This window comes from Mucilaginibacter sp. (genome assembly GCF_041660805.1).
GTDB lineage: Bacteria > Bacteroidota > Bacteroidia > Sphingobacteriales > Sphingobacteriaceae > Mucilaginibacter.
In genome coordinates this window covers 40,304-60,948 of record NZ_JBAZVP010000012.1, presented here as the reverse complement: position 1 = coordinate 60,948, position 20,645 = coordinate 40,304, and the positions used below count along the sequence as shown (strand labels likewise).

Annotated in this window: 18 protein-coding genes; 11 read left to right on the top strand and 7 right to left on the bottom strand. The window is 41.1% G+C overall.

The window, feature by feature from the left end; genetic code table 11:
- Positions 1–3: 3 nt before the first annotated feature.
- Positions 4–2,571: an ABC transporter permease gene (locus tag WC743_RS15970; RefSeq protein ID WP_373013402.1), complete on the bottom strand. Its 2,568-nt coding sequence runs from the start codon at positions 2,569–2,571 to the stop codon at positions 4–6.
- A complete protein-coding gene (locus WC743_RS15965; RefSeq protein ID WP_373013400.1) occupies positions 2,564–3,253 on the bottom strand; it encodes an ABC transporter ATP-binding protein in 690 nt (229 codons plus the stop codon). Before WC743_RS15965 ends, WC743_RS15970 begins: the two co-directional genes overlap by 8 nt.
- 154 nt (positions 3,254–3,407) lie before the next feature.
- Between WC743_RS15965 and WC743_RS15960 the strand changes: the two genes are divergently transcribed.
- The 3 genes from WC743_RS15960 (at position 3,408) to WC743_RS15950 (ending at position 8,797) form a co-directional block, all read left to right on the top strand.
- A complete protein-coding gene (locus WC743_RS15960) occupies positions 3,408–4,115 on the top strand; it encodes an NUDIX domain-containing protein (protein WP_373013398.1) in 708 nt (235 codons plus the stop codon).
- A 146-nt stretch (positions 4,116–4,261) separates the two neighbouring features.
- Positions 4,262–7,777 carry a PKD domain-containing protein gene (locus WC743_RS15955; RefSeq protein ID WP_373013396.1) on the top strand — a complete coding sequence of 1,172 codons (3,516 nt, stop codon included), beginning with the start codon at positions 4,262–4,264 and terminating at the stop codon, positions 7,775–7,777.
- Entirely contained in the window at positions 7,778–8,797 is a 1,020-nt protein-coding gene (locus tag WC743_RS15950) for a type IX secretion system membrane protein PorP/SprF (RefSeq protein WP_373013394.1), read from the top strand.
- Positions 8,798–8,918: 121 nt separating this feature from the next.
- Here the strand turns inward: WC743_RS15950 and rpoN are convergent, their stop codons facing one another.
- Positions 8,919–10,394, bottom strand: coding sequence for an RNA polymerase factor sigma-54 (gene rpoN / locus WC743_RS15945; protein WP_373013392.1), 1,476 nt, complete (start codon positions 10,392–10,394; stop codon positions 8,919–8,921).
- Positions 10,395–10,548: 154 nt separating this feature from the next.
- On the opposite strand from rpoN, the gene mscL reads away from it, so the two are divergent.
- Entirely contained in the window at positions 10,549–10,938 is a 390-nt protein-coding gene (gene mscL, locus WC743_RS15940; protein ID WP_373013390.1) for a large-conductance mechanosensitive channel protein MscL, read from the top strand.
- Between the two features lie 8 nt (positions 10,939–10,946).
- The gene (locus WC743_RS15935; RefSeq protein WP_373013388.1) at positions 10,947–11,291 is read left to right on the top strand and encodes an MmcQ/YjbR family DNA-binding protein; all 345 of its coding nucleotides are present in this window, start codon (positions 10,947–10,949) and stop codon (positions 11,289–11,291) included.
- Between the two features lie 171 nt (positions 11,292–11,462).
- On the opposite strand, the gene WC743_RS15930 is transcribed toward WC743_RS15935, so the two are convergent.
- Entirely contained in the window at positions 11,463–12,341 is an 879-nt protein-coding gene (locus WC743_RS15930) for a ChaN family lipoprotein (RefSeq protein ID WP_373013386.1), read from the bottom strand.
- A 141-nt stretch (positions 12,342–12,482) separates the two neighbouring features.
- Here WC743_RS15930 and rpmH point away from each other — a divergent pair, with 141 nt between their 5' ends.
- The 4 genes from rpmH (at position 12,483) to tsaB (ending at position 14,120) form a co-directional block, all read left to right on the top strand.
- Positions 12,483–12,641, top strand: a complete 159-nt coding sequence (rpmH, locus tag WC743_RS15925) for a 50S ribosomal protein L34 (RefSeq protein ID WP_096351641.1) — start codon at positions 12,483–12,485, stop codon at positions 12,639–12,641.
- Between the two features lie 73 nt (positions 12,642–12,714).
- Complete coding sequence (locus tag WC743_RS15920) at positions 12,715–13,098, top strand: ribonuclease P protein component (protein ID WP_373013384.1); 384 nt, start codon at positions 12,715–12,717, stop codon at positions 13,096–13,098.
- Positions 13,095–13,337 carry a membrane protein insertion efficiency factor YidD gene (gene yidD, locus WC743_RS15915; protein WP_373013383.1) on the top strand — a complete coding sequence of 81 codons (243 nt, stop codon included), beginning with the start codon at positions 13,095–13,097 and terminating at the stop codon, positions 13,335–13,337. Before WC743_RS15920 ends, yidD begins: the two co-directional genes overlap by 4 nt.
- A 93-nt stretch (positions 13,338–13,430) precedes the next feature.
- Positions 13,431–14,120 (top strand): tRNA (adenosine(37)-N6)-threonylcarbamoyltransferase complex dimerization subunit type 1 TsaB, encoded by a 690-nt coding sequence (tsaB, locus tag WC743_RS15910; RefSeq protein WP_373013381.1) that lies wholly within the window; start codon positions 13,431–13,433, stop codon positions 14,118–14,120.
- On the opposite strand, the gene WC743_RS15905 is transcribed toward tsaB, so the two are convergent.
- On the bottom strand, positions 14,117–15,556 hold the full coding sequence (locus WC743_RS15905) for a DUF5723 family protein (RefSeq protein ID WP_373013379.1): 1,440 nt from the start codon (positions 15,554–15,556) through the stop codon (positions 14,117–14,119). The two genes, tsaB and WC743_RS15905, sit on opposite strands and share 4 nt — an antisense overlap.
- A gap of 130 nt (positions 15,557–15,686) precedes the next feature.
- Positions 15,687–17,297, bottom strand: a complete 1,611-nt coding sequence (locus WC743_RS15900; protein ID WP_373013377.1) for a hypothetical protein — start codon at positions 17,295–17,297, stop codon at positions 15,687–15,689.
- Between the two features lie 83 nt (positions 17,298–17,380).
- Between WC743_RS15900 and WC743_RS15895 the strand changes: the two genes are divergently transcribed.
- A complete protein-coding gene (locus WC743_RS15895) occupies positions 17,381–17,767 on the top strand; it encodes a DUF423 domain-containing protein (RefSeq protein WP_373013375.1) in 387 nt (128 codons plus the stop codon).
- Positions 17,768–17,771: 4 nt separating this feature from the next.
- Positions 17,772–20,258 (top strand): primosomal protein N', encoded by a 2,487-nt coding sequence (gene priA / locus WC743_RS15890; RefSeq protein ID WP_373013373.1) that lies wholly within the window; start codon positions 17,772–17,774, stop codon positions 20,256–20,258.
- On the opposite strand, the gene WC743_RS15885 is transcribed toward priA, so the two are convergent.
- Positions 20,255–20,584 carry a hypothetical protein gene (locus tag WC743_RS15885; protein ID WP_373013372.1) on the bottom strand — a complete coding sequence of 110 codons (330 nt, stop codon included), beginning with the start codon at positions 20,582–20,584 and terminating at the stop codon, positions 20,255–20,257. The genes priA and WC743_RS15885 overlap by 4 nt on opposite strands.
- Positions 20,585–20,645 lie beyond the last annotated feature (61 nt).

Here is a 20,645-nt window from a genome sequence, read left to right as displayed (position 1 = left end):
ATATTATGTGTTCGACCGCAAAATTTCAAGCGGTGGTTTGTTTAAAATACCGCGACTGTTTAGCAAGCCTATTATAACCGTTAACAACGTTATAACAATAAAGATTATGCCAACCGGTAATAAATTAACATTGTAAGGCATATCAAAATTGTATTTAGCCAATAACCAGCTGGAACCAATAGCGATTACAATACCCGTTAATGCGGATAACGCCCCTAAAAACAAGTATTCCAGGGCGGTAATGGCAAAGATCTGTTTGCGGCTGGCACCCAGGGTGCGTAATAGAACGCTTTCCTGTATCCGTTGGTATTTGCTGATACGAACAGATGAGATGAGTACTATTATCCCCGTTATGATACTAAAGCCACTCATGAATTTAATTACATAACCAATCTTATTAAACAATTCGTCCAGTACGTTTAGTATCAGCCCCAGATCAATTATAGATACATTTGGGAACTGCTGCACCACTACCTGCTGGAATTTTGCCGAAACAGTGTTTGATGGTACATGCGTTAACAGCACATTAAACTGTGGTGCATCTTCTAATACACCGGTAGGGAAAACGATCTGGAAATTGGTAGAGATCTTATTCCAGTTTACTTTGCGGATACTGCTTACATAGGCAGGCATCATTATCCCCTGTACGTTAAGCAGCAGTTTATCGCCAACTTTTACGTTTGCCCGTTCTGCAAAACGTTCCTCTGCCGAAACAGGGATCTCCTTACCCGGTTCGGCTTTACCTATCCAGGAGCCGCTGATGATCTTTTCGGACGAAGTAAGCGAATCACGGTAAGTAACCCTGTATTCATAAGTAAATACACGGGGAGATATGCGCAGCGTAGTATCTTTTTTAACATCCGCGGCGGTTTTGCCGTTCACTTTATCTATCCGCATGGTAATGATAGGCACTTGCGAAAGTACACGCAGGCCCTGTTTACGGGTAAGATCGGCCACTGCTTTTTTCTGGCTGGTTTGTATATCAAACAAAATCATGTTTGATTGATTCTCGCCTGTTGATAAGGTTACCTGGCCAATAAGCAGTTGCTGTATCAAAAACAACGTGCAAATAAAGGCGGTGCTTAACCCTATGGAAACAGTAAGGATAATGGTTTGATTATTTGGCCTGTATAAATTTGCAAACCCTTGCCGCCATATGTAACTCCACGAACTCATGATAAGCAACCGGGTAAACCTGATAAGCAGCCATGCGGTAGCGGTAAGTATTAAAAACGCTATGGCAATACCTACGGTAAATACCGCGGCGCCCATCCAGCTTCCCAGCTGCAGGTAACTAAATGAGGTGATAAACAACAGCACCAGCGAATAAACCAACCATCTTAAAGGGTCTTTAATAGTTGTAATATCATCAACAGAAAGCCTTAGTGTGTTTAATGGCGAAATATTGCGGATAGAGACTAACGGTGACAGCGCGAATAGCACAGATATGATGAGCCCCAACAAAATTCCCTGCCAAACAGCCAGCCATGAAATGCCTGCAGAAATTGTTATTGGCAAAAAGTCTTTCAACACTAATGGCAGCAGTTGTTGTATGACTGTACCTAACAGTGCGCCGGCAACAGAACCTATCAGGCCAATGCCAGTTATCTGGATCAGATAAATTAAAAATGCTTCTGATGCCTTAACGCCCATACAGCGCATGATGGCGATTGACTGGATCTTCTCGCGGATATAAATATTGATGGCGCTTGCAACACCAACACAGCCCAGCAACAAGGCTATAAAACCAACCAGTGACAGAAACCTCGACAGATCGGCAAAGGAACGGCCTGTGTTTTCCTTACGGGTTTCAATGGTATCGTAATTAAAGCCGGCCTTATCAAGCTGAGGGTCGATTTTTTTTATCAGTTTAGCTATGTTTTGCTTACGGTTATACTTATAAAAATAGCTATAGGTAATGCGGCTGCCTATTTTTGCCAGCCCGGTTTGCTCCAGATATTTTAAGGGAATATAAACCACCGGCGCAATGCCCGATGAGATACCCGTTTGGCCCGGCGCTTTGTTAAGCAAGCCTGCTATAATAAAAGTTGTGTTACCAACTTTTATAGAATCGTTCACTTTGGCGTTAAACTGCATCATCAGGGTTTTATCAACCAGGGCATATTTGCCTTTTTTGAATGCGCTGCCTGCTTGCAGCGGAACGGTCTCTAACGTGCCATAATAAGGGAAACCGCCTTCTAAAGCCCTCACCTGTACCAGTCTGGTCCCTTTGTTTTTTACGAAAAGGATCATAGAGGCAAAACTGCGTTCCTGCGAACGTTGATCCCCCAATGAATTAGTAAGTGCTTTTAGCTTGGCATCGGGCGTTTTATTACCGGAGATGGTTAAGTCGGCGCCAATTAATTCGGCTGCCTGGTCGTTTATATCATTCTGGATATTGTACCTGAAAGAATAGATAGCTACCAGCGCGCCAATGCCAAAAACAATAGATGAAATAAACAGCAATAACCTGCTGCGGTTACGGCGGCTATCGCGTATGGCCATCCTAAACAGCCAGCCAAAGTTTATTTTTCGGTTGTAATTTACGGTCTCCATGTGCTGATTATTCATTACCGGTTTTATCATCAGCAACCAGTTTGCCGCCTTTTATCCTTATAATGCGATGTGTTTTGGCAGCCAGCTCAAGGTCATGCGTTACCAAAACCAGTGTAGTTCCTGCTTCGCGGTTCAGGTCAAATATCAGTTTTACCACTTTTTCGCTGGTTTCGGCATCCAGGTTGCCGGTAGGTTCATCAGCAAATAATATTTTAGGCGAATTGGAGAAAGCCCTTGCCAGCGATACCCGCTGCTGCTCGCCGCCTGATAATTGAGCAGGGTAGTGGTGCCCCCGATCTGCCAGGCCTACTTTATCTAACAGATCTTGCGAACGTGCCTTAATATTTTTTTCTCCGCGAAGCTCTAAGGGAACCATCACGTTTTCTAGAGCGGTTAAAGTAGGCAGTAACTGAAAATTCTGGAATATAAAGCCAACATACTGGTTACGCACCTGTGCGCGTTTGTCTTCGCTTAAGTTACCCAAACTAATACCATTAAGCTCTACAATGCCCGCGTTGGCACTGTCCAGCCCTGCGCATAACCCCAACAGCGTTGTTTTACCACTGCCGGATGGGCCTACAATTGCGTTTGTAGAGCCAGTACTTATGCTGAAATTTATATCATCCAAAACGGTTAAAACACGACCGGCGCTTTTATACGTTTTGTTAAGGTTTTGTATGTTTAAGATGGTTTCCAAGTGTTTTATTTAAGTATGTTGTTAATTAAGTAAGTAAATATCAAAGTATTATTAATAATGCCGGTGTATAAAATGTTTCGTTACAAAAGCATTACATTCCATAATAGTAAAATGCCGAATATTTTTTACACTTGTAAATAAACCTAATACCCATATGCAGCAAGAATATCCCGGGCAAAAAAGAATTTTAGTAGCCGTAGATAGTATCATATTTGGATTTGATGGCGTTAACATCAAATTGTTACTGGTAAAGCGCAGTTTAAAACCAGAAAGTGGCAAATGGAGTTTAATGGGTGGTTTTGTTGACCCATTTGAAACCCCTGAAGATGCAGCCATACGCGTTTTAGAGGAGCGTACCGGCCTTAAAAATGTTTATATAGATCAGTTTAGGGTTTTTGGCAGCCCCGGCCGTGACCCTGTTGAGCGTACCATATCAATAGCCTATTTTGCATTGATAGATATTCAGCAATATGAACAGCAATTGAGTGGCGAGCATAACCCCGTATGGTTTTTGCTGAATGAAATGCCAGAGATGATTTTTGACCATGAAGAAATGGTTAAAATGGCTTTGCGGCAATTGCGTTATAAAGCGGCACTGCACCCTATACTTTTCCAGTTATTACCAGGAAAATTTACCATACCACAATTACAGGCCCTATATGAAGAGGTTTATCAAACTAAATTTGATGACCGCAATTTTAGCCGTAAGCTACTTTCTACCGGGTTACTGGTAAAGCTTGCCGAAAAGGATAAGTTATCGTCAAAAAAAGGGGCGTTCTATTATCAGCTGGATCAGTCGAACTATGAGCAGAAATTTGGATCATTCCTGAACCTTGTACCTAATCCCGATAAGTTTTTTTAATAAAATGTAATGTATGTAACTATAAGATTATTGATTTATCAAATCTTTAATCATCTGTTAATTTGCTCATTTTAATAAAATGTAATACGTATTTTTATCACTCATCTGCTTTGTATTGAGCAGGATAAATACAAACAGGTTATACTTTGGGCAGAACAATTACATTACGTTTTCTTTTAATACTTGCGCTTGCTCTTAGCTACTGTTCTGTATTTTCGCAGGGTAACACATCAAACCAGGGCAAAGAGTTTTGGACGGCTTACATGGCCCATGTTGAAGATAACGGCCAAAGCCAAATGAGCCTTTATATAACTGCCGATGCAAATACCTCTGGTAAGGTAGAAATAGCCGACGGCAGCTTTCCGGAAATCCCTTTTACTGTTACAGCTAAAGAAATTACTATTGTTAATGTACCCCGGGTTGCTTTTTTAAAAAACAACGGTCAGTTTTTAAAAGGGATACATATAACAGCGCTTAAAAATATTGCTGTATACGCTCATATTTACGCGCAAAGTGTTTCGGGGGCAACATTGTTATTACCTGTAAGCGGATTAGGGAAAAACTATTCATCAATTAATTTCTATCAGGCATCAAATGCAAGGGTTAGTACTTATTCGGATTTTACGGTTATAGCTACTGAGAATAATACCACCATTGAAATAACGCCGTCAAATAATTTAAACAGCGGACAAGCTAAAGGTGTGCCGTTTCAAATCACTTTAAAAAAAGGCGAACTGTTTCAGGGATTATCTAATATTGATTTGACAGGCACACGTATCCGTTCTATAAGTTCAGCGGCAGGAGAATGTAAGAAAATAGCTGTTTTTTCGGGCAGCTCAAAAATAGGTATTGGTTGTGAAGATATCGCCAACAGGTTAACTTCTGATAACTTATTTCAGCAGGTATATCCTACCGCGTCATGGGGGAAAAACTATATTACCGTGCCTTTGAAAGACAGAAACTATGATGTTTTCAGGATTGTATTAAGCGATCTTAAAACAGTAGTTAAATTAAACGGCGAAGTGGTTATTGATGGTATTAATGCTGATAACGCACCCTTTTATGAATTTAAGTCGCAAAAAACCAATGTAATAACTGCCGATAAACCTGTGCAGGTGGTGCAGTATGCCGTTAGTCAGGGCAGCAATATTGACGATTGTACGATCCATCCAGGCGATTTAGGCGACCCGGAAATGATCTACCTTACTTCACTGGAACAGACCCTGGATCATGTAGCGCTTTATTCTGCAAACGCCTATTCAATTAGTAAAAACTTTATAAATGTTGTGATAAAAACCAGTGCGGCAGCAACGTTTTTGATAGATAATGAGCCCTATACTGGTTTTACCCCTATCCCGGGTAAGGAAGATTATTCATACGCGCAGATAAGTACCGGATCTGGTACACATTATATTAATGCTGCTGATGGGTTTAATGCTATAGCATACGGGTTTGGCCAGGCCGAATCATATGGTTATGCGGCAGGTACTAATTTGCAAAATCTCGATCAAAACATTGTTATTGCAGATAATGTAAACAATCAGATAAAAACAAGCGGATGCGCCGGGATCTCCTATAAATTACAGCTAACCATACCTTATCAAACAACAAACATAAAATGGGATTTTAAGGATGGTACAGCCCCTTATATTGACAGCAACCCGGTAGTAAAGTCAACCACACAACGCGATTCAAAAACCCTGTATACCTACGAATACTATAAAACGATAGCCTTCCAGCCGGGCAATTATTCAATTACAGGTACGGTACTAAACCCAACCTCTGATGATTGCGGATCTGATGTGTCTATTGATTTTGATTTCAATATAGCTGAATTCCCTGTACCCAAATTCGCCTCAAGTAGTAATTGCGCGGGTGAAAATATTTTGTTTACAGATAAAACAACCCCTGCCGAAACCGAAAAATCATGGTTGTGGGATTTTGGTGACGGGCAAACATCTGTTTTGCAAAACCCCGGGCATGTTTATATAAACGGCGGCAGCTATGTAGTAAAATTAACGGTTACCAATGAGAACGGATGTGCTTCAACATCAGGTTCAACTATTAATATATTTAATAAGCCAACGGCTGCATTTAACCTGCCTGCACCTTATTGCTTTGGGCAGAGCATAACCATTACAGATCAATCTGCCTCAACAAGCGGGGCTATCAAACAATGGATATGGGACTTTGGTGATGGTACTGCCACAGAAACACATACCGATAATAAGCCATTTACACATGTGTTTACAAAATTAGGTGCTGATATCATACAACTAACTGTTGTTACAGAGAATGGGTGTTCGGCCACTGTTCAAAAAAACATAGATTTTAAACCGGCCCCTGTGGTTGATTTTGTTTTGCCTGATATTTGCCTTGCAGATGCTGTCGCAAAATTTACAGATAAGAGCACGATACCAGAAGATGGGGAAGGAACATTTACCTACTTGTGGAATTTTGGTGACGCCAATACCGGCGCGGGTAATTTAAATACATCTACCTTAAAAGAACCCGTTCACAAGTATACCAAAGCCGACAACTATACGGTAACACTTACTATAACATCTGCAAGCGGATGCACCGTAACTAAAACCCAAACCCTTACTGTTAACGGCGATATACCAAAAGCCCTTTTCACGGTAGAAAATAAAGATCATTTATGCAGTGCAAGCGTGGTTACATTCAAAGACCTCTCTACCGTTAATTTTGGTAATGTTACCAGGGTGGTTTGGTATTATGATTACTTGAATAAACCAACCGTTAGCGAAGTGTTTAAAAAAGCGGATATACCGGCAGATCGTATATATCATCACAGTTATGATGTATTTAATAGCCCGTTAACCAAAAGGTTTACTGTTAGGATGGAGGCTTACTCCGGCGAGACCTGTGTTGATGTAACCCAGCAGATCATCACTGTAAATGCTAACCCGCTGGTAAACTTATCTCAAATTGGTGCCGTTTGCTACGGGGCATCGCCTTTACAGATCTTTGTGGATAATAACGGTTTTACCGGCAGCGGTGTATTCTCAGGGAGAGGGGTCACATCAGGCGGTACATTTACCCCGCGCCTTGCCGGTGCCGGCGTTACTACTATTAGCTATACTTTTACTGCAACAAATGGCTGCAGCTACACCACCACACAAGATATTACTGTTTATGACGAACTTAAAGCCAATGCAGGGAACGATATTATTTTGCTTGAAGGCGAGAGCGTAATATTAAAAGGCACATCTAATGAGGGCAGCGTAACCTACAAATGGGCGCCATCTATAGGGCTTGACCATGACGATGTTGCCAGCCCGGTTGCCATGCCTGTTGAAGATGTTACCTATAGATTAACAATTACCAATGCCAATGGCTGTACCGATACAGACGATATTTTTATACATGTATTGAAGAAACCGGTGGTGTTTAATGTATTTACACCCAACGGCGATGGGATAAATGACATATGGAATATTAAGTATTTAGAAAGTTACCCAGGAAATACTGTCGACATATACAACAGACAGGGAGAAAAGGTATATTCGTCTGTTGGTTATGCAATACCCTGGGACGGAAGGTACAGGGGTAAAGACCTACCCGCAGGGCCGTATTACTATATTATAAACCCCAGGAATGGCCGTAAGGTTATTTCTGGCAATGTCACAATTATTAAATAAATGTTTATTAAAAAGTTATTTCTGTTCATAATATTGCAGGCGTTAGTGTTGTTTGTTAATGCCCAGCAGCGGCCACAATACACACAGTATGTTTTTAATAATTACCTGTTAAACCCCGCGGTTACCGGTATTGAAAACTATACCGATGTTAAATTGGGCTACCGCAGCCAGTGGACAGGCCTTGAAGGTGCACCTGTAACCAGCTATTTTAGTATAAACGCGCCAATAGGTACAAACTTTGTACAAGGCGATGCCTCGGCTTTTCCAACTTCGGGCGGCGAATACCCGCAAAGCAGGCTATATACACAGGACTATCGCGCTTCCGAGCCACATCATGGCATTGGTTTTACAGTAGTATCTGATAAAGCCGGCCCAATTACGCAAACAAACCTTAATGCAACCTATGCCTACCATTTAGGTATTACAAGCAAATTAAACCTGGCAGTTGGTGTGGCAGCAGGGGTAAGCCATATAAATTTAAATACAGCGTTAATAACCCTCGAAAACCCTAATGACCCTACCATTAATAATATTAATGCAAGCCAATGGAAACCCGATCTGGGTGTGGGGATCTGGGCGTATTCATCTAACTATTACGTAGGTTTATCGGCACAGCAGGTACTGCCTCAAAACTTATATATTACTACCGGCAACACGGCAGATCAAAGCAAAACAGTCCCGCATTTTTTTTTAACAGGCGGCTACAAGGTTTTTTTATCTGATGATCTTGCACTTTTGCCATCGGCACTAATAAAATTCATACAGCCTGTACCAACAACGTTTGATATTAATTTAAAAATGTCCTTCCGCGACAGGTTTTGGTTAGGCGGATCGTATCGTAAAGATGATTCATACGCGCTGCTTGCGGGCTTTAACTTAAGCTCGTTTGTAAATGTGGGGTACTCTTATGATATTACCACATCGGCCCTGCGCACAGTAAGCAATGGCACGCATGAAATTGTATTAGGTATACTGCTCAACAACCGCTATAAACTTACCAGCCCACAGCATGGATGGTAACCCCCCGGCCCCCTGAAGGGGGAGTAGAATTTGAAGTAAGATAAGCATTAAATAGAAAGCCCTTTGACAAATATCAAAGGGCTTTAAGTGTTTTCTACTCCCCCTTCAGGGGGCCGGGGGGTTACAGTTCTTTCCTCAACCTTGCTACCGGAATGTTCATTTGTTCGCGGTATTTGGCAACGGTACGGCGGGCAATGTTGTAACCGGCATCTTTAAGTATGTCTGTTAGTTTTTCATCGGCCAGCGGGTGGCGTTTGTCTTCTTTGCCTATATGTTCTTCCAGTATCTTCTTTACCTCTTTGTTTGAAACCTCTTCGCCGCTTTCGGTTTGGATAGCTTCAGAGAAGAAAGATTTTAACAGGAAGGTACCATGCTCGGTTTGTACATATTTGGAGTTGGCCACGCGCGATACGGTTGATATATCCATCCCTATCCTGTCTGCAATGTCCTTCAGGATCATTGGTTTCAGGTTTTTATCGTCGCCGGTTAAAAAGAAATCGTACTGATATTGCATTATGGCATTCATGGTTTTCAGCAAAGTTTGCTGCCTCTGCTTAATAGCATCAATAAACCACTTGGCCGAATCGAGCTTTTGTTTTACAAATTGCACAGCCTCTTTTAGCTTTTTATCCTTTTGAGCAGCCTTGTCATAGTGCTGAAACATCTCCTGGTAAGAGCGGCTTACTTTTAGTTCGGGCGCGTTCTTTGAATTCAGGGTAAGCATCAAAAAGCCGTCGTTATTGCTGATATGAAAATCGGGGATCACCTGCATTTGCTTGGTGCTTACCTCGTTGCTATCGCCCGGTTTAGGGTTAAGCTTCAATATCTCATTTACCACGCCACGCAACTCAATCGAGTTCATGTTTAAAGAACGTTCCAGCTTATCATAATGCTTGCGGGTAAACTCTTCCAGGTAATTTTCAACTACCATTATGGCTTTTTTAATGATCGGGTCGTTGGGGTCTTTACGGCGTAATTGTATCAGCAGGCATTCCTGCAAGCTGCGTGCGCCAACACCCGGAGGGTCAAAGCTTTGTATCACTTTCAGCATATCTTCCACCTCTTCATCATCAGCCATTACATTCTGTGAAAATGCAAGGTCGTCAGTAAGCGACATAATGGGCCTGCGCAGGTAACCATCATCATCTAAACTGCCAATTATTTGTTTACCTATGCTAAAATCTTTATCTGATAGCGGGAGCAGATCAAGCTGTGCCTGTAAACTCTCAAAAAATGAGCTTTGCACGGCAATAGGGATCTCTTTGCGCTCGTCCTCATCTTCACCATTCTGGTCATAGCGCGTTCCGTAATCGTTAACGTTATCATCCTGCAGATAATCGTCAATATTAAACTCATCCATTTCTCCCTTTTCTTCGTCGCCGTTATAAGTGTCCTCATCAGGGTCGCGGTCAGGGTATTGTTCTTCGGGTTCGTTTAAATTGGTTAAGCTGATATCTTCAAGGGCCGGATTTTCTTCAAGTTCCTCTTTAATACGGGTATCTAATGATACCGTAGGCACCTGCAGCAACTTTATAAATTGTATTTGCTGCGGAGAAAGTTTTTGTAAAAGTTTTTGCTGAAGATTTTGTTTAAGCATAATTATAGACGAGGACAAAAATACACCAATTACCTTAAAGTTTAAAAATAACTTATAAGTGGCTTATTTACGTTTTTAGAATATTTTTTGCCCGTATTTTGTTTGCATAAGTCATTAATTTATTAATAACTTTAAATACACAAAAATTACATTTATGGGATTTGTTAAAGAGTTTAAGGAGTTTGCCGTTAAAGGCAACGTATTAGATTTGGCTGTAGCTGTAGTTATAGGCGCTGCCTTTGGTAAAATAGTAAGCTCACTTGTTGAGGATATTATCACGCCTGCGGTTTTAACGCCAGCTTTAAAAGCGGCCAATTTATCAAACCTAAGCCAGTTGGTTATACCGGGTACGGCCATTAAATACGGCAACTTTTTATCGGAGGTGATCTCTTTTCTGATCATTGCCCTTTCAATGTTTATAATTATATCTGCTATTAACAGGTTTAAAAAGAAAGAGGCAGAGGAGCCAACAGTTGCACCTGCACCAACAAAAGAAGAACTGCTGCTTACCGATATACGCGATATATTAGCGGCTAAGAAGTAATTTACCGTATGGTTGATGCCGAAATATTTCGCCGGATAGCGCTTTCTTTACCTGAGGTTACTGAAGCTCCTCATTTCGAAAAAGCTTCCTTCAGGGTTAATAAAAAGATCTTTGCTACGCTGAATGTTAAAAACAACATGGCAACGGTAAAGCTGTCGGCTATTGATCAGGATGTGTTTTCGGCTTTTGATAATACGGTTATTTATCCGGTACCCAACAAATGGGGCAAGCAGGGTTGGACAAACATCAACCTATTAAATGTTCGTGAAGATATGCTGACGGATCTATTAAAAACCGCTTACATAGAAACCGCGCCTAAAAAACTGGGCGCTTTGCTTAATCCCGAAGAATAATTAGTTATAGGGGTCATGCTGAGCTTGTCTTGTCATGGTGAGCTTGTCGAACCACATTGTGAGTGGCCTTTGCACACGTCCTTCGACAAGCTCAGGATGCCCCGGCAAATGTTATTCCCCCTTCAGAATCAATCGGATTTTAAAACTAGAATTCCATTAATAACCCAATAACTAAAAAGTCTTCGGCAATTTAGGATCAGTAAGAATAATGTAATCGCCAAATTTGGCAAACTTGGTCCAGTCGGGGTTCTCAAAACTCTCATCGGCATAGGCGCCAATGTTTATCACCTTAACACTGGGTGCGTATTTTTTGAGCTGTGCTACGGTGCCCAGTTTTTCTTCGCTATGGAAACCACCGTTTACCTGGAAGATCTTAAAGCCCTTATTTGCTTTGTAAAACTGCGCTATAGAGTAGCCCATGGTAGCATCCCACAGGTTTTGCGACTGATAGATCTTTAAATTGCCCATTGCACTATGCCCGCCCATAATGGTTACAAACTTTTCATAATACGGCCCGGTGGCGGTATCAATAGGCAGGGGAGGCAGCCACGCTTTGGCTTTAGCGTCCAGCTTTTGCAGGTCGGTTAAACCTACGCGGGTAACCATATTGGTATAGCGGGTAGGGGCGTTAGCTGCAACAACCGGTAAATGCGCCTCTTTTGCCGTCTCTACCATTGGGCGGTAATCTTTATAGTTTTTCCAGGCACGGCCCTCGGCGATCAAGTTTTTCTCCCGGATAAAACCGGCCAGGTATTCATTTAACACAGTTTGGCAATCTGTTTGGAACATTTCCATAGAAAGCGCCGTTTTAGCCGGGTATTTGTCTGCGAGTTTTTTAAACAGCACCTGCTCCAGGTAGTGCCCGGTAGAGTCGTTATGCTCTTCCCCAAAAAATAAAACATCGGCTTTGCCCATGTCGTTTATGATATCATCAAGGGTTGCCGCGCTTTTTTTAACGGTATTATATACCTTGTAATGTTGGGCCATAGGCTCCTGGCAAAGGGCAAATAATGGCAGTAATAACAGTGATAAAACAGCGGCAAATTTCATAGTCTAAATATAGATGTTAATATGTTGATAAATACGCATTATCAAATAACCACATTTGTATTTGAAAAAACTAAAAAAAAGGCTACATTTGCACTCTTGTTTTTAAAACGGAAGAAGTAGAATAAAGAATAAAATATAGCCATGAAAAGAACGTTTCAGCCCTCACAAAGGAAAAGAAGAAATAAACACGGTTTCCGTGAGCGCATGTCAACTGCTAACGGCAGAAGAATACTTGCAGCAAGAAGAGCCAAAGGCAGAAAAAGATTGTCAGTATCTGACGAGCGTAGCCACAAAGCTTAATTCTGGTTGTTTCTCCTTGTAAAAGGAGCCGAACCGTTTGTATAGCTTATTTTTCGGTTCAGCACTAACAACTATGTATACTTTTAAAAAAGAAGAACGGTTATGTAATAAAAAGCTTATTGACGGGCTTTTTCATAACGGCTCTTCTTTTTTGTGTTATCCCTTCAGGGCATCCTGGCAGCATACTAACGCTGCGCAGCAATTCCCTGTGCAAATATTATTTTCGGCATCAAAAAAGCGTTTTAAGCGCGCTGTTGACCGTAATTTAATAAAACGCCGCATGCGCGAAGCCTATCGCCTGCAAAAACAAAGCTATTTATACAACACGTTAATTGATGCCGATAAAAAGATCGTGCTATCTGTTGGTTATATTGGCAAAGAGATACTCCCTTATGATGTTTTTGAAAAAAAAATGCTGAAGCTTTTAATACAGCTTGGAGGAGAGGTTATTAAATGAAATTTGTGTGGGATATATTCAAGACCCTGATAGGCGGATTATTTATCGTGCTGATAAAGATATATCAGTATTTAATATCGCCGTTAACGGGCGCATCATGCCGTTATACACCTACATGTTCACAGTATGGGGTTGAGGCTATAAAAAAACACGGTGCTTTTAAAGGTGGATGGTTAACTATAAAACGGATTGCCAGCTGCAACCCATGGGGTGGGCACGGGCACGACCCGGTACCATAGTAAGTCAAAATTCAAAAGTTTTAAGTCAAAACTCCTTTAAATCGGAGGCGACTGGTAATTTTCAATTTTGACTTTTTAATTTTGACTTAAACAATGAGCTACATTTTACAAATAGAAACTGCTACAACATCTTGCTCGGTTGCGCTGGCACATAACAGGCAGGTACTGGCGTTTAAAGAAATTAATGCCCGTAACATTCATGCCGAAGTGATAACTGTTTATATTGATGAACTGATAGCTAAATGCAATATAACTTATGCCAACCTGGATGCTGTTGCGGTGAGTTGCGGCCCCGGCTCATATACGGGCTTGCGTATTGGCGTATCAACTGCCAAAGGTTTGTGTTTTGCGCTCGATAAACCACTTATAGCGGTTGAGACTTTGGCAGCTATGGCTATGGGAGCGGTTGCCGGTAACCCGATTGGAGACGATGTGCTTTTATGCCCCATGATTGATGCGCGCCGGATGGAAGTGTATACTGCTATATTTAATAAAGCCCAACAAGAAATTAAACCCACAGCTGCCGAAATTATTGATGAAAACAGCTTTGCCGGTTTGCTTGCCCAACATAACATTCTTTTTTTTGGTGATGGCGCCGATAAATGCCGCGAAGCTTTAGGCAATAACCCGCATGCGCACTTTTTACCTGATTTTGTAAACTCGGCAGTCCATTTAACAAATATTGCTACCGATAAATTTGAGAAAAAAGAGTTTGTTGATGTAGCTTATTTTGAACCCTATTACCTTAAAGATTTTATAGCTGGTAAAAAAGCGGGAAGTTAATTATTCCCACGTTTAAATATCCGGTTCCAAAGGCTCTCAAAAAAGCCCTTGTTGTCGTCCCCCATGGGTATGTAGCTGGCGTTCATAGGATGCTCGATCAACGAGCCGAACTTTAATGAAAATCCAATGAAAAAATCAGCGCCCGAATATGCCGCGTTTTTGTTTATTTGGGTATCACTCCCAAAGTTGGCCATTATTAAACTTCCGGTTTGCAGTAACTTTTCGCTACCTATAAAAAACTCGGCATTGGGCGATTTTATCATAAACTGCCCGCCCATGCTAAATATTTTATATTGATCATAAGAAGAAGTTACACTTACCGTAAGGTTTTTGTATGATACGGGGTTAACCATTGCACCGGCTAAACCATTATAAAACAATTCTTTTGATGCTATTATTGTTGGCGAATACCTGAATTTCTTATCATAATCAAGCCAGAAACTTTTGTTGGCACTTAATTCAATTTTACCATTGGTAGGTGTAACAAATGAACCAAGCTGGCCTCCGGTATGGATAATTCTGCGTGTACTGCCAGCAATATTATCTTCCCTGCTCTTGCTTGAAATGTCCGTTATTATATCCTGAGTATTAAAAGTGTAAATGCTTGAACGGCTACTCCAGTGTATAAAACCCACATCTTTAATATTACCCTGCAAAATAAAGTTGTCTCTTGTACGTAAAGTTGTACCAATGCTTATTGAAGCGCCCGGATTACGAAGCGTAGGTAATAAATCATGAGCACCGAACCCACCGGGTGTGTAATTTAAATGATACTTACCGCCTAAACCTAAAACCGCCTGATCATTTGTCCTGTCAAAATCAATACTTGATTGATTGATGGTTAGCTTTTGATACTGTATCCCCAGTAATGCGCTTAACTTAACGCCCAGCGCAAACTTTCTATTGATCTTTTCACTATAAGAGAAACTTACCTGGTGATAGCTTTGAAAATAAATATTGTTATTAAATATATCATCATAGTGATCGTTATCAAAAGCATTTGGCCCATCAAAAATCGCGACAGATTCGTCACTGAACTTTCCTCTTGATTCGCCGCGTGTTTGTACAGAAAAACCTATCTCTCCGTTTGACGATAAGTTGGTATATGCCTTAAACATAATTAAATATATATTGGCATTGCCGGCTACCCTATTAAATGCACCTTCGCCTATTTTTAACCGTGCGGCGTCATACGTACCATTAAAAGCCCTGTTTTTTAACGATGACTGAGAGTTGCCCGTTAAATAAAGATTACTGGTGAGGTTAGGTATAAAAAAATTAAAGGCCAGCCGCCTGCTGGAGTCTGGTATGAAAGTTTGTACAGCCGGGTTTTCAAATGACTCATACACCGTACCGGTGTTATAATGTGAAAATTGCTGACTAAAAACTTTTGAAGCGGATAATATTAAACAAATAGCTAATAAAAATATTCTCATATAAGCTCCCCGGTATTGCTATAAATATCCGTTTTATAAATTAAATAAAAAATAGTGACTAAAGTATGATCTGTATTCATTTGTCAATTATTACCCTCTATAACGTATTTAAGTTAATAGAGTTCTAATTTTATTGCAGTTTTTCAACTATTTTTTTAACACCGGCCGAATCAGGTGCGTTTTGAAGCATGCAAAAGTTGGTATAAAAGTTTTTATCAGCTGCCGTAAATTGGTAAGATGCCGCATAATAATTTTTCCAGGATAGCGCGTTGTTTTTGTAAGCATCATAATAATCGCTTTTTAATTCGGCCTTTAGAATAGGCTGCGCGTTTTTAAAATTGATAAAGAAAGCCACATTACTGCGTTCGGCCACTAAATTATCAAAGCGTAGATACTGATCGGTTTTGTTTAAAAATTTGCGGTTAAAATAAGTATCGTTGTAACTTTCCAATTCCTTTGAGGTGTTGGCCAATATCAGATAGTTATCTATTATTCTGAAATACGGCCTCCTGAAACTGTTAAAAGCATCGCCCAGCAAAAAAAACGGCAGCTTGTTGTAATTGAACTGGCCGGTATCATCAGTTATCATCCCGCTTATATTGATCATAAATGGCCTTAACTTTGAGCCATCCTTAACCATAATAATTGCCATTTTTTCTTGATACCGGGTAGTAATAACCGCAAACTCGCTGCTTAGCAGGTTATTAAACTCTGTGTTTAAATTTATACCGGTCTCTGCTTTTATTTTTTGAAATAACTGGTCTTTTTCAGCCTTTAAACCCGCCTTGTTGTGGAACTCTGATAAATCGGCCGTAAACTTTTTAGGGTCAGATACCGCCATGTTCATAGCATATGCCGTTGTAGAGGGGAATATTCCTTTCAGCTCATTAACAACAGGCTGTTGGGCAGTAAACAAATTCAGGTAGCTTGCGGGCTTGTTATGAATAACATTGGTAAAGCCGTTAAACATTAAGGCATCGGTTTTATAGTTGAGGTTTAAAGCCGCCAAAGCAGGCAGCAATCTAAAGCTCTTGAACAGGTCTGAGGTGCTGTTTTTAAATAACTGATTAAACAACGGGTTAAGCTGTTCGTAATTAACATACAGGTTAGCCAGCGAATTGGAGTTTTGCTGATCGGGCAACAGCAGGAATGCCTGCTTATCTTTATCACTTTTGTAAGCGGCGCTTTGGTATAACAACTCCTTTGAAAAACTTGCCGAAAATATATTTTCTACCTTATTAATAATGTAAAAGCGCTTTTTTAAAGACGTAAAGTAAATAGTGTAGCCTTTTTTTTCGCCAATTTTTAGGGGAGTGATAACAAAGCCGGTTTTTTGCAGCTTGGCTAAACGATCAAACTGGGTAATATCAAAATCTTTTGATGCGGCAGCGGTAAGCAACAGTTCAGCATCATCGGTGTGCAATGGGTGTACTGATACAAAAATATTACTGCCGTTAAAAAGCTGGTCGAGCATTAAATTATTGAACAATACTTTCCTTACGGTATCCAGGTCGCTTAGCTTTTGTTCGCCTATCAGGCTGCCTATGAGTGTGTTGTTAGTAAATATATCGTAAAAGCTTTTCTCATTGGCAAACTCAAACACCAGCGCGGCATTGTCAGGAATAGTGCGCGTTATATTACCCGCATGCATACCAGATGTATTTAAGTTTTCAAAATACTTAACGGTAATGTATGCGGTGGCGGCAATTAAAATTAATGTGATTACTATAATTCTTTTCATTGCTTTACAGGCGCAAGTTAGAATTTTACTGTACCACAATAAAGTAATACTTTCATTTGGTTAACTTAGCCTTTTATAACCGGATGAACAAACAAATTATTATCACCGCATCGCTTTTTGGGGCGCTGGCAGTTATTGCAGGTGCTTTTGGGGCGCATGCTTTACGCGCCTCGTTACCGCCCAAACAGTTAGAAGTTTGGCAAACTGCTGTACAGTATCAGTTTTATCATGTATTTGCATTGCTGTTCCTATCTACCCTTGCAAGTTTTAAAAATAAGCTGATCGTAAGCACCTATTACCTGTTCACTTTTGGGATAATATTCTTTTCGGGTTCGCTTTACCTGCTCTCCTGCCGGGATTTGTTAGGTATGCCGGGTTTGACGGCTTTGGGGCCTATAACACCCATTGGCGGCCTGCTGTTTATAATAGGCTGGGTAACGCTTGCTTTTGCCGCTATCAGAAACAAATAAGCTGATGTTAGAATTTTCCGAAGGTTTACAGGCGCATCGTAAAACACTTTTTGTTGAAGTGATATTGCCTTTGGCTATCAGCCGGAACTACACTTACCGTGTGCCTTTTGAAATGAACAATGCCATTGCAGTTGGTAAAAGGGTGGTGGTGCAGTTTGGGAAAAGTAAACTGTATACGGCTATTGTATCGGTAATTACGGAGCATGCCCCGGAGAAGTACGAGGCCAAGTATCTTATTGAAATTTTAGACGATAAACCTATAGTAACGGACCGGCAGTTAAAATTTTGGCATTGGCTGGCCGAGTACTATATGTGTAACGAAGGCGAAGTAATGAACGCCGCTTTACCATCGGCACTAAAGCTGGCCAGCGAAACCAAAGTAATGCTGAACCGCGATTATGAATATGACCGCGCACAGCTAAACGACAAAGAGTTTTTAATAACCGAAGCGCTTGATATACAGCCCGAATTAACGGTTAGCGATATTGTAAAGCTGTTGGGCCAAAAAACGGTTATGCCGATCCTGAAGGCGCTGTTCGAGAAAAATATCATCAATATATCTGAGGAGGTTAGCGAACGTTACAAACCCCGCCGGCGTACCTATTTAACCTTAAACCCCGAATACCATAACCAGGAAAGCTTAAAAGAGCTTTTTATTATTCTGGAAAAGCGCGCCCCTAAACAGGCGGATGCCGTGCTGGCCTACATCAAATTATCGCGACAGCAAAAAGCGGTTACCAAAAATGAATTGATTGAAGAAAGCGGTTCGGGCGATTCCAGCATTAAATCGCTTATTGAGAAAGAGGTTTTTATTGCCGAGGAAAGAACCATCAGCAGGCTGGGGTACGATGAGGATGATGAGATAGCCAATTTTGTATTGAGCGATGCCCAGCAGGCAGCACTTGAAGAAGTACAGGATCAGCTTAAAGAAAAAGATGTGGTGTTGCTGCATGGGGTAACCTCGTCAGGCAAAACACAGATCTACATAAGGCTGATAGAAGAAATGATGAGTACCGGCAAACAGGTACTTTACCTGCTGCCCGAAATTGCATTAACCACGCATATTATTGAACGGCTAAGGGTTTACTTTGGCGCCAATATTGGCGTATACCATTCCCGCTTTAATGATAACGAGCGGGTTGAGGTTTGGCAAAAAGTTTTAAATAACGAATACCATGTTGTGCTGGGCGCCCGTTCATCGGTGTTTTTGCCGTTTAATGATCTTGGGCTTATTATTGTTGACGAGGAACACGAAACTTCCTATAAGCAATATGACCCGGCCCCGCGGTATAATGCCCGTGATGCAGCCATTTACCTGGCCAATATGCATAAGGGAAAGGTATTGCTTGGGTCGGCTACGCCGGGCTTTGAAACTTACTTTAACGCGCGTAACCATAAATTTGGTTTGGTTGAACTAAATGAGCGCTATGGTGGTGTACAATTACCCCTGGTTGAGGTGGTAAGCATTGCCGAAGAAACTAAAAAGAAAACCATGCAATCGCACTTTACCAGTGTGCTGATGCTTGATATGGAGCAGGCGCTGGCTAATAAAGAACAGGTAATATTGTTCCAGAACCGGCGCGGTTATGCACCGGTGCTCATGTGCAGGGTATGTGCCTATACACCAAAATGTATTAATTGCGATGTTAGCCTTACCTATCATAAACATAGCGGTAAATTGCATTGCCATTACTGCGGCTATAAAGAGGATACCCCATCGGTGTGCCCGGCATGTGGGTCTACCCATTTAGAGTATAAAGGTTTTGGTACCGAGAAGGTGGAGGATGAGCTATCAGTTATTATGCCCGATGTGCGTTTAGCCCGTATGGACCTGGATACCACCCGGTCGCGTAATTCATTGCAAACCATTTTGAACAATCTCGAAGAAAAGAAGATTGACATACTTGTAGGCACCCAAATGGTAGCAAAGGGCCTTGATTTTGCCGATGTTACCGTAATAGGTATTATTAATGCCGATAGTTTGTTAAAGTATCCTGATTATCGTGCTAACGAACGCAGTTACCAGATGCTGGCACAGGTAAGCGGCAGGGCAGGGCGCAGGGGCAAGCAGGGTAAGGTAGTTATTCAAACCTATGACCCCGGTCACCGTGTAATTAGACAGGTGATTGCAAATGATTATGCCGACCTGTACTTTACCGAAATGGAAGAGCGCAAAAGTTTTAAGTACCCACCTTACTATCGCATCATTAACCTGGATATAAAACACAAGAACCCCGAGATACTGTATAACCAGGCAGAATACCTTGCCAATGAACTGCGCAAGCATTTTGGCGATAGGGTGATAGGCCCTGAGCAGCCGCTAATTAACCGTATCCGCAATTATTACATAAAATCTATCATGCTTAAGTTTGAAAGGGATACCATATCTATTGTAAAGGCAAAAGCGATCATAAGGGATGTGATAACCCAGTTTCAAACTACCAAATTAAGCAAGGGCGGTATAGTGCAGCCTGATGTTGATCCGTATTAATTAATTTTACTGATACTGGTGATCTTAGCTTCCTGGTAACCATATCCGGTTATTGTACCGCAATGGAAAGTAGAGTTAAGTACGGTGTAGGTAACCAATACCTTTACTGAATCGGCAACTTTGTACTCATCGGTAAGATTAACCGGGCTGTAAGAGCTGTTTCTGGATTTATCTATTAATAAATAGCCACATCCATCAGCCGCAACCGCCCCGGTATTGCGTATCACAGCAGTTGATGTTGTTGAATTTGTACTTTCTTTTTTGCAAGCGTAAAAACCGATAGCTGATAGCGTTAAAATTAAAGCTGATGCTTTTAGTATTTTCATATATATGTGAATGTGTAATTACCCGTACGTAATGCAGGGCGTTATTATTACAGTAGTGTTA

Bases quoted from the DNA above. Each gene is read 5' to 3' on its own strand.
- WC743_RS15970 (WP_373013402.1), bottom strand. From the start codon at position 2,571: ATGAATAATCAGCACATGGAGACCGTAAATTACAACCGAAAAATAAAC.
- WC743_RS15935 (WP_373013388.1), top strand. From the start codon at position 10,947: ATGGTTGATGCCGAAATATTTCGCCGGATAGCGCTTTCTTTACCTGAG.
- WC743_RS15930 (WP_373013386.1), bottom strand. From the start codon at position 12,341: ATGAAATTTGCCGCTGTTTTATCACTGTTATTACTGCCATTATTTGCC.
- yidD (WP_373013383.1), top strand. From the start codon at position 13,095: ATGAAATTTGTGTGGGATATATTCAAGACCCTGATAGGCGGATTATTT.
- rpmH (WP_096351641.1), top strand. From the start codon at position 12,483: ATGAAAAGAACGTTTCAGCCCTCACAAAGGAAAAGAAGAAATAAACAC.
- WC743_RS15900 (WP_373013377.1), bottom strand. From the start codon at position 17,297: ATGAAAAGAATTATAGTAATCACATTAATTTTAATTGCCGCCACCGCA.
- WC743_RS15960 (WP_373013398.1), top strand. From the start codon at position 3,408: ATGCAGCAAGAATATCCCGGGCAAAAAAGAATTTTAGTAGCCGTAGAT.
- tsaB (WP_373013381.1), top strand. From the start codon at position 13,431: ATGAGCTACATTTTACAAATAGAAACTGCTACAACATCTTGCTCGGTT.
- rpoN (WP_373013392.1), bottom strand. From the start codon at position 10,394: ATGCTTAAACAAAATCTTCAGCAAAAACTTTTACAAAAACTTTCTCCG.
- WC743_RS15885 (WP_373013372.1), bottom strand. From the start codon at position 20,584: ATGAAAATACTAAAAGCATCAGCTTTAATTTTAACGCTATCAGCTATC.
- WC743_RS15905 (WP_373013379.1), bottom strand. From the start codon at position 15,556: ATGAGAATATTTTTATTAGCTATTTGTTTAATATTATCCGCTTCAAAA.
- priA (WP_373013373.1), top strand. From the start codon at position 17,772: ATGTTAGAATTTTCCGAAGGTTTACAGGCGCATCGTAAAACACTTTTT.
- WC743_RS15895 (WP_373013375.1), top strand. From the start codon at position 17,381: ATGAACAAACAAATTATTATCACCGCATCGCTTTTTGGGGCGCTGGCA.
- mscL (WP_373013390.1), top strand. From the start codon at position 10,549: ATGGGATTTGTTAAAGAGTTTAAGGAGTTTGCCGTTAAAGGCAACGTA.
- WC743_RS15920 (WP_373013384.1), top strand. From the start codon at position 12,715: ATGTATACTTTTAAAAAAGAAGAACGGTTATGTAATAAAAAGCTTATT.
- WC743_RS15950 (WP_373013394.1), top strand. From the start codon at position 7,778: ATGTTTATTAAAAAGTTATTTCTGTTCATAATATTGCAGGCGTTAGTG.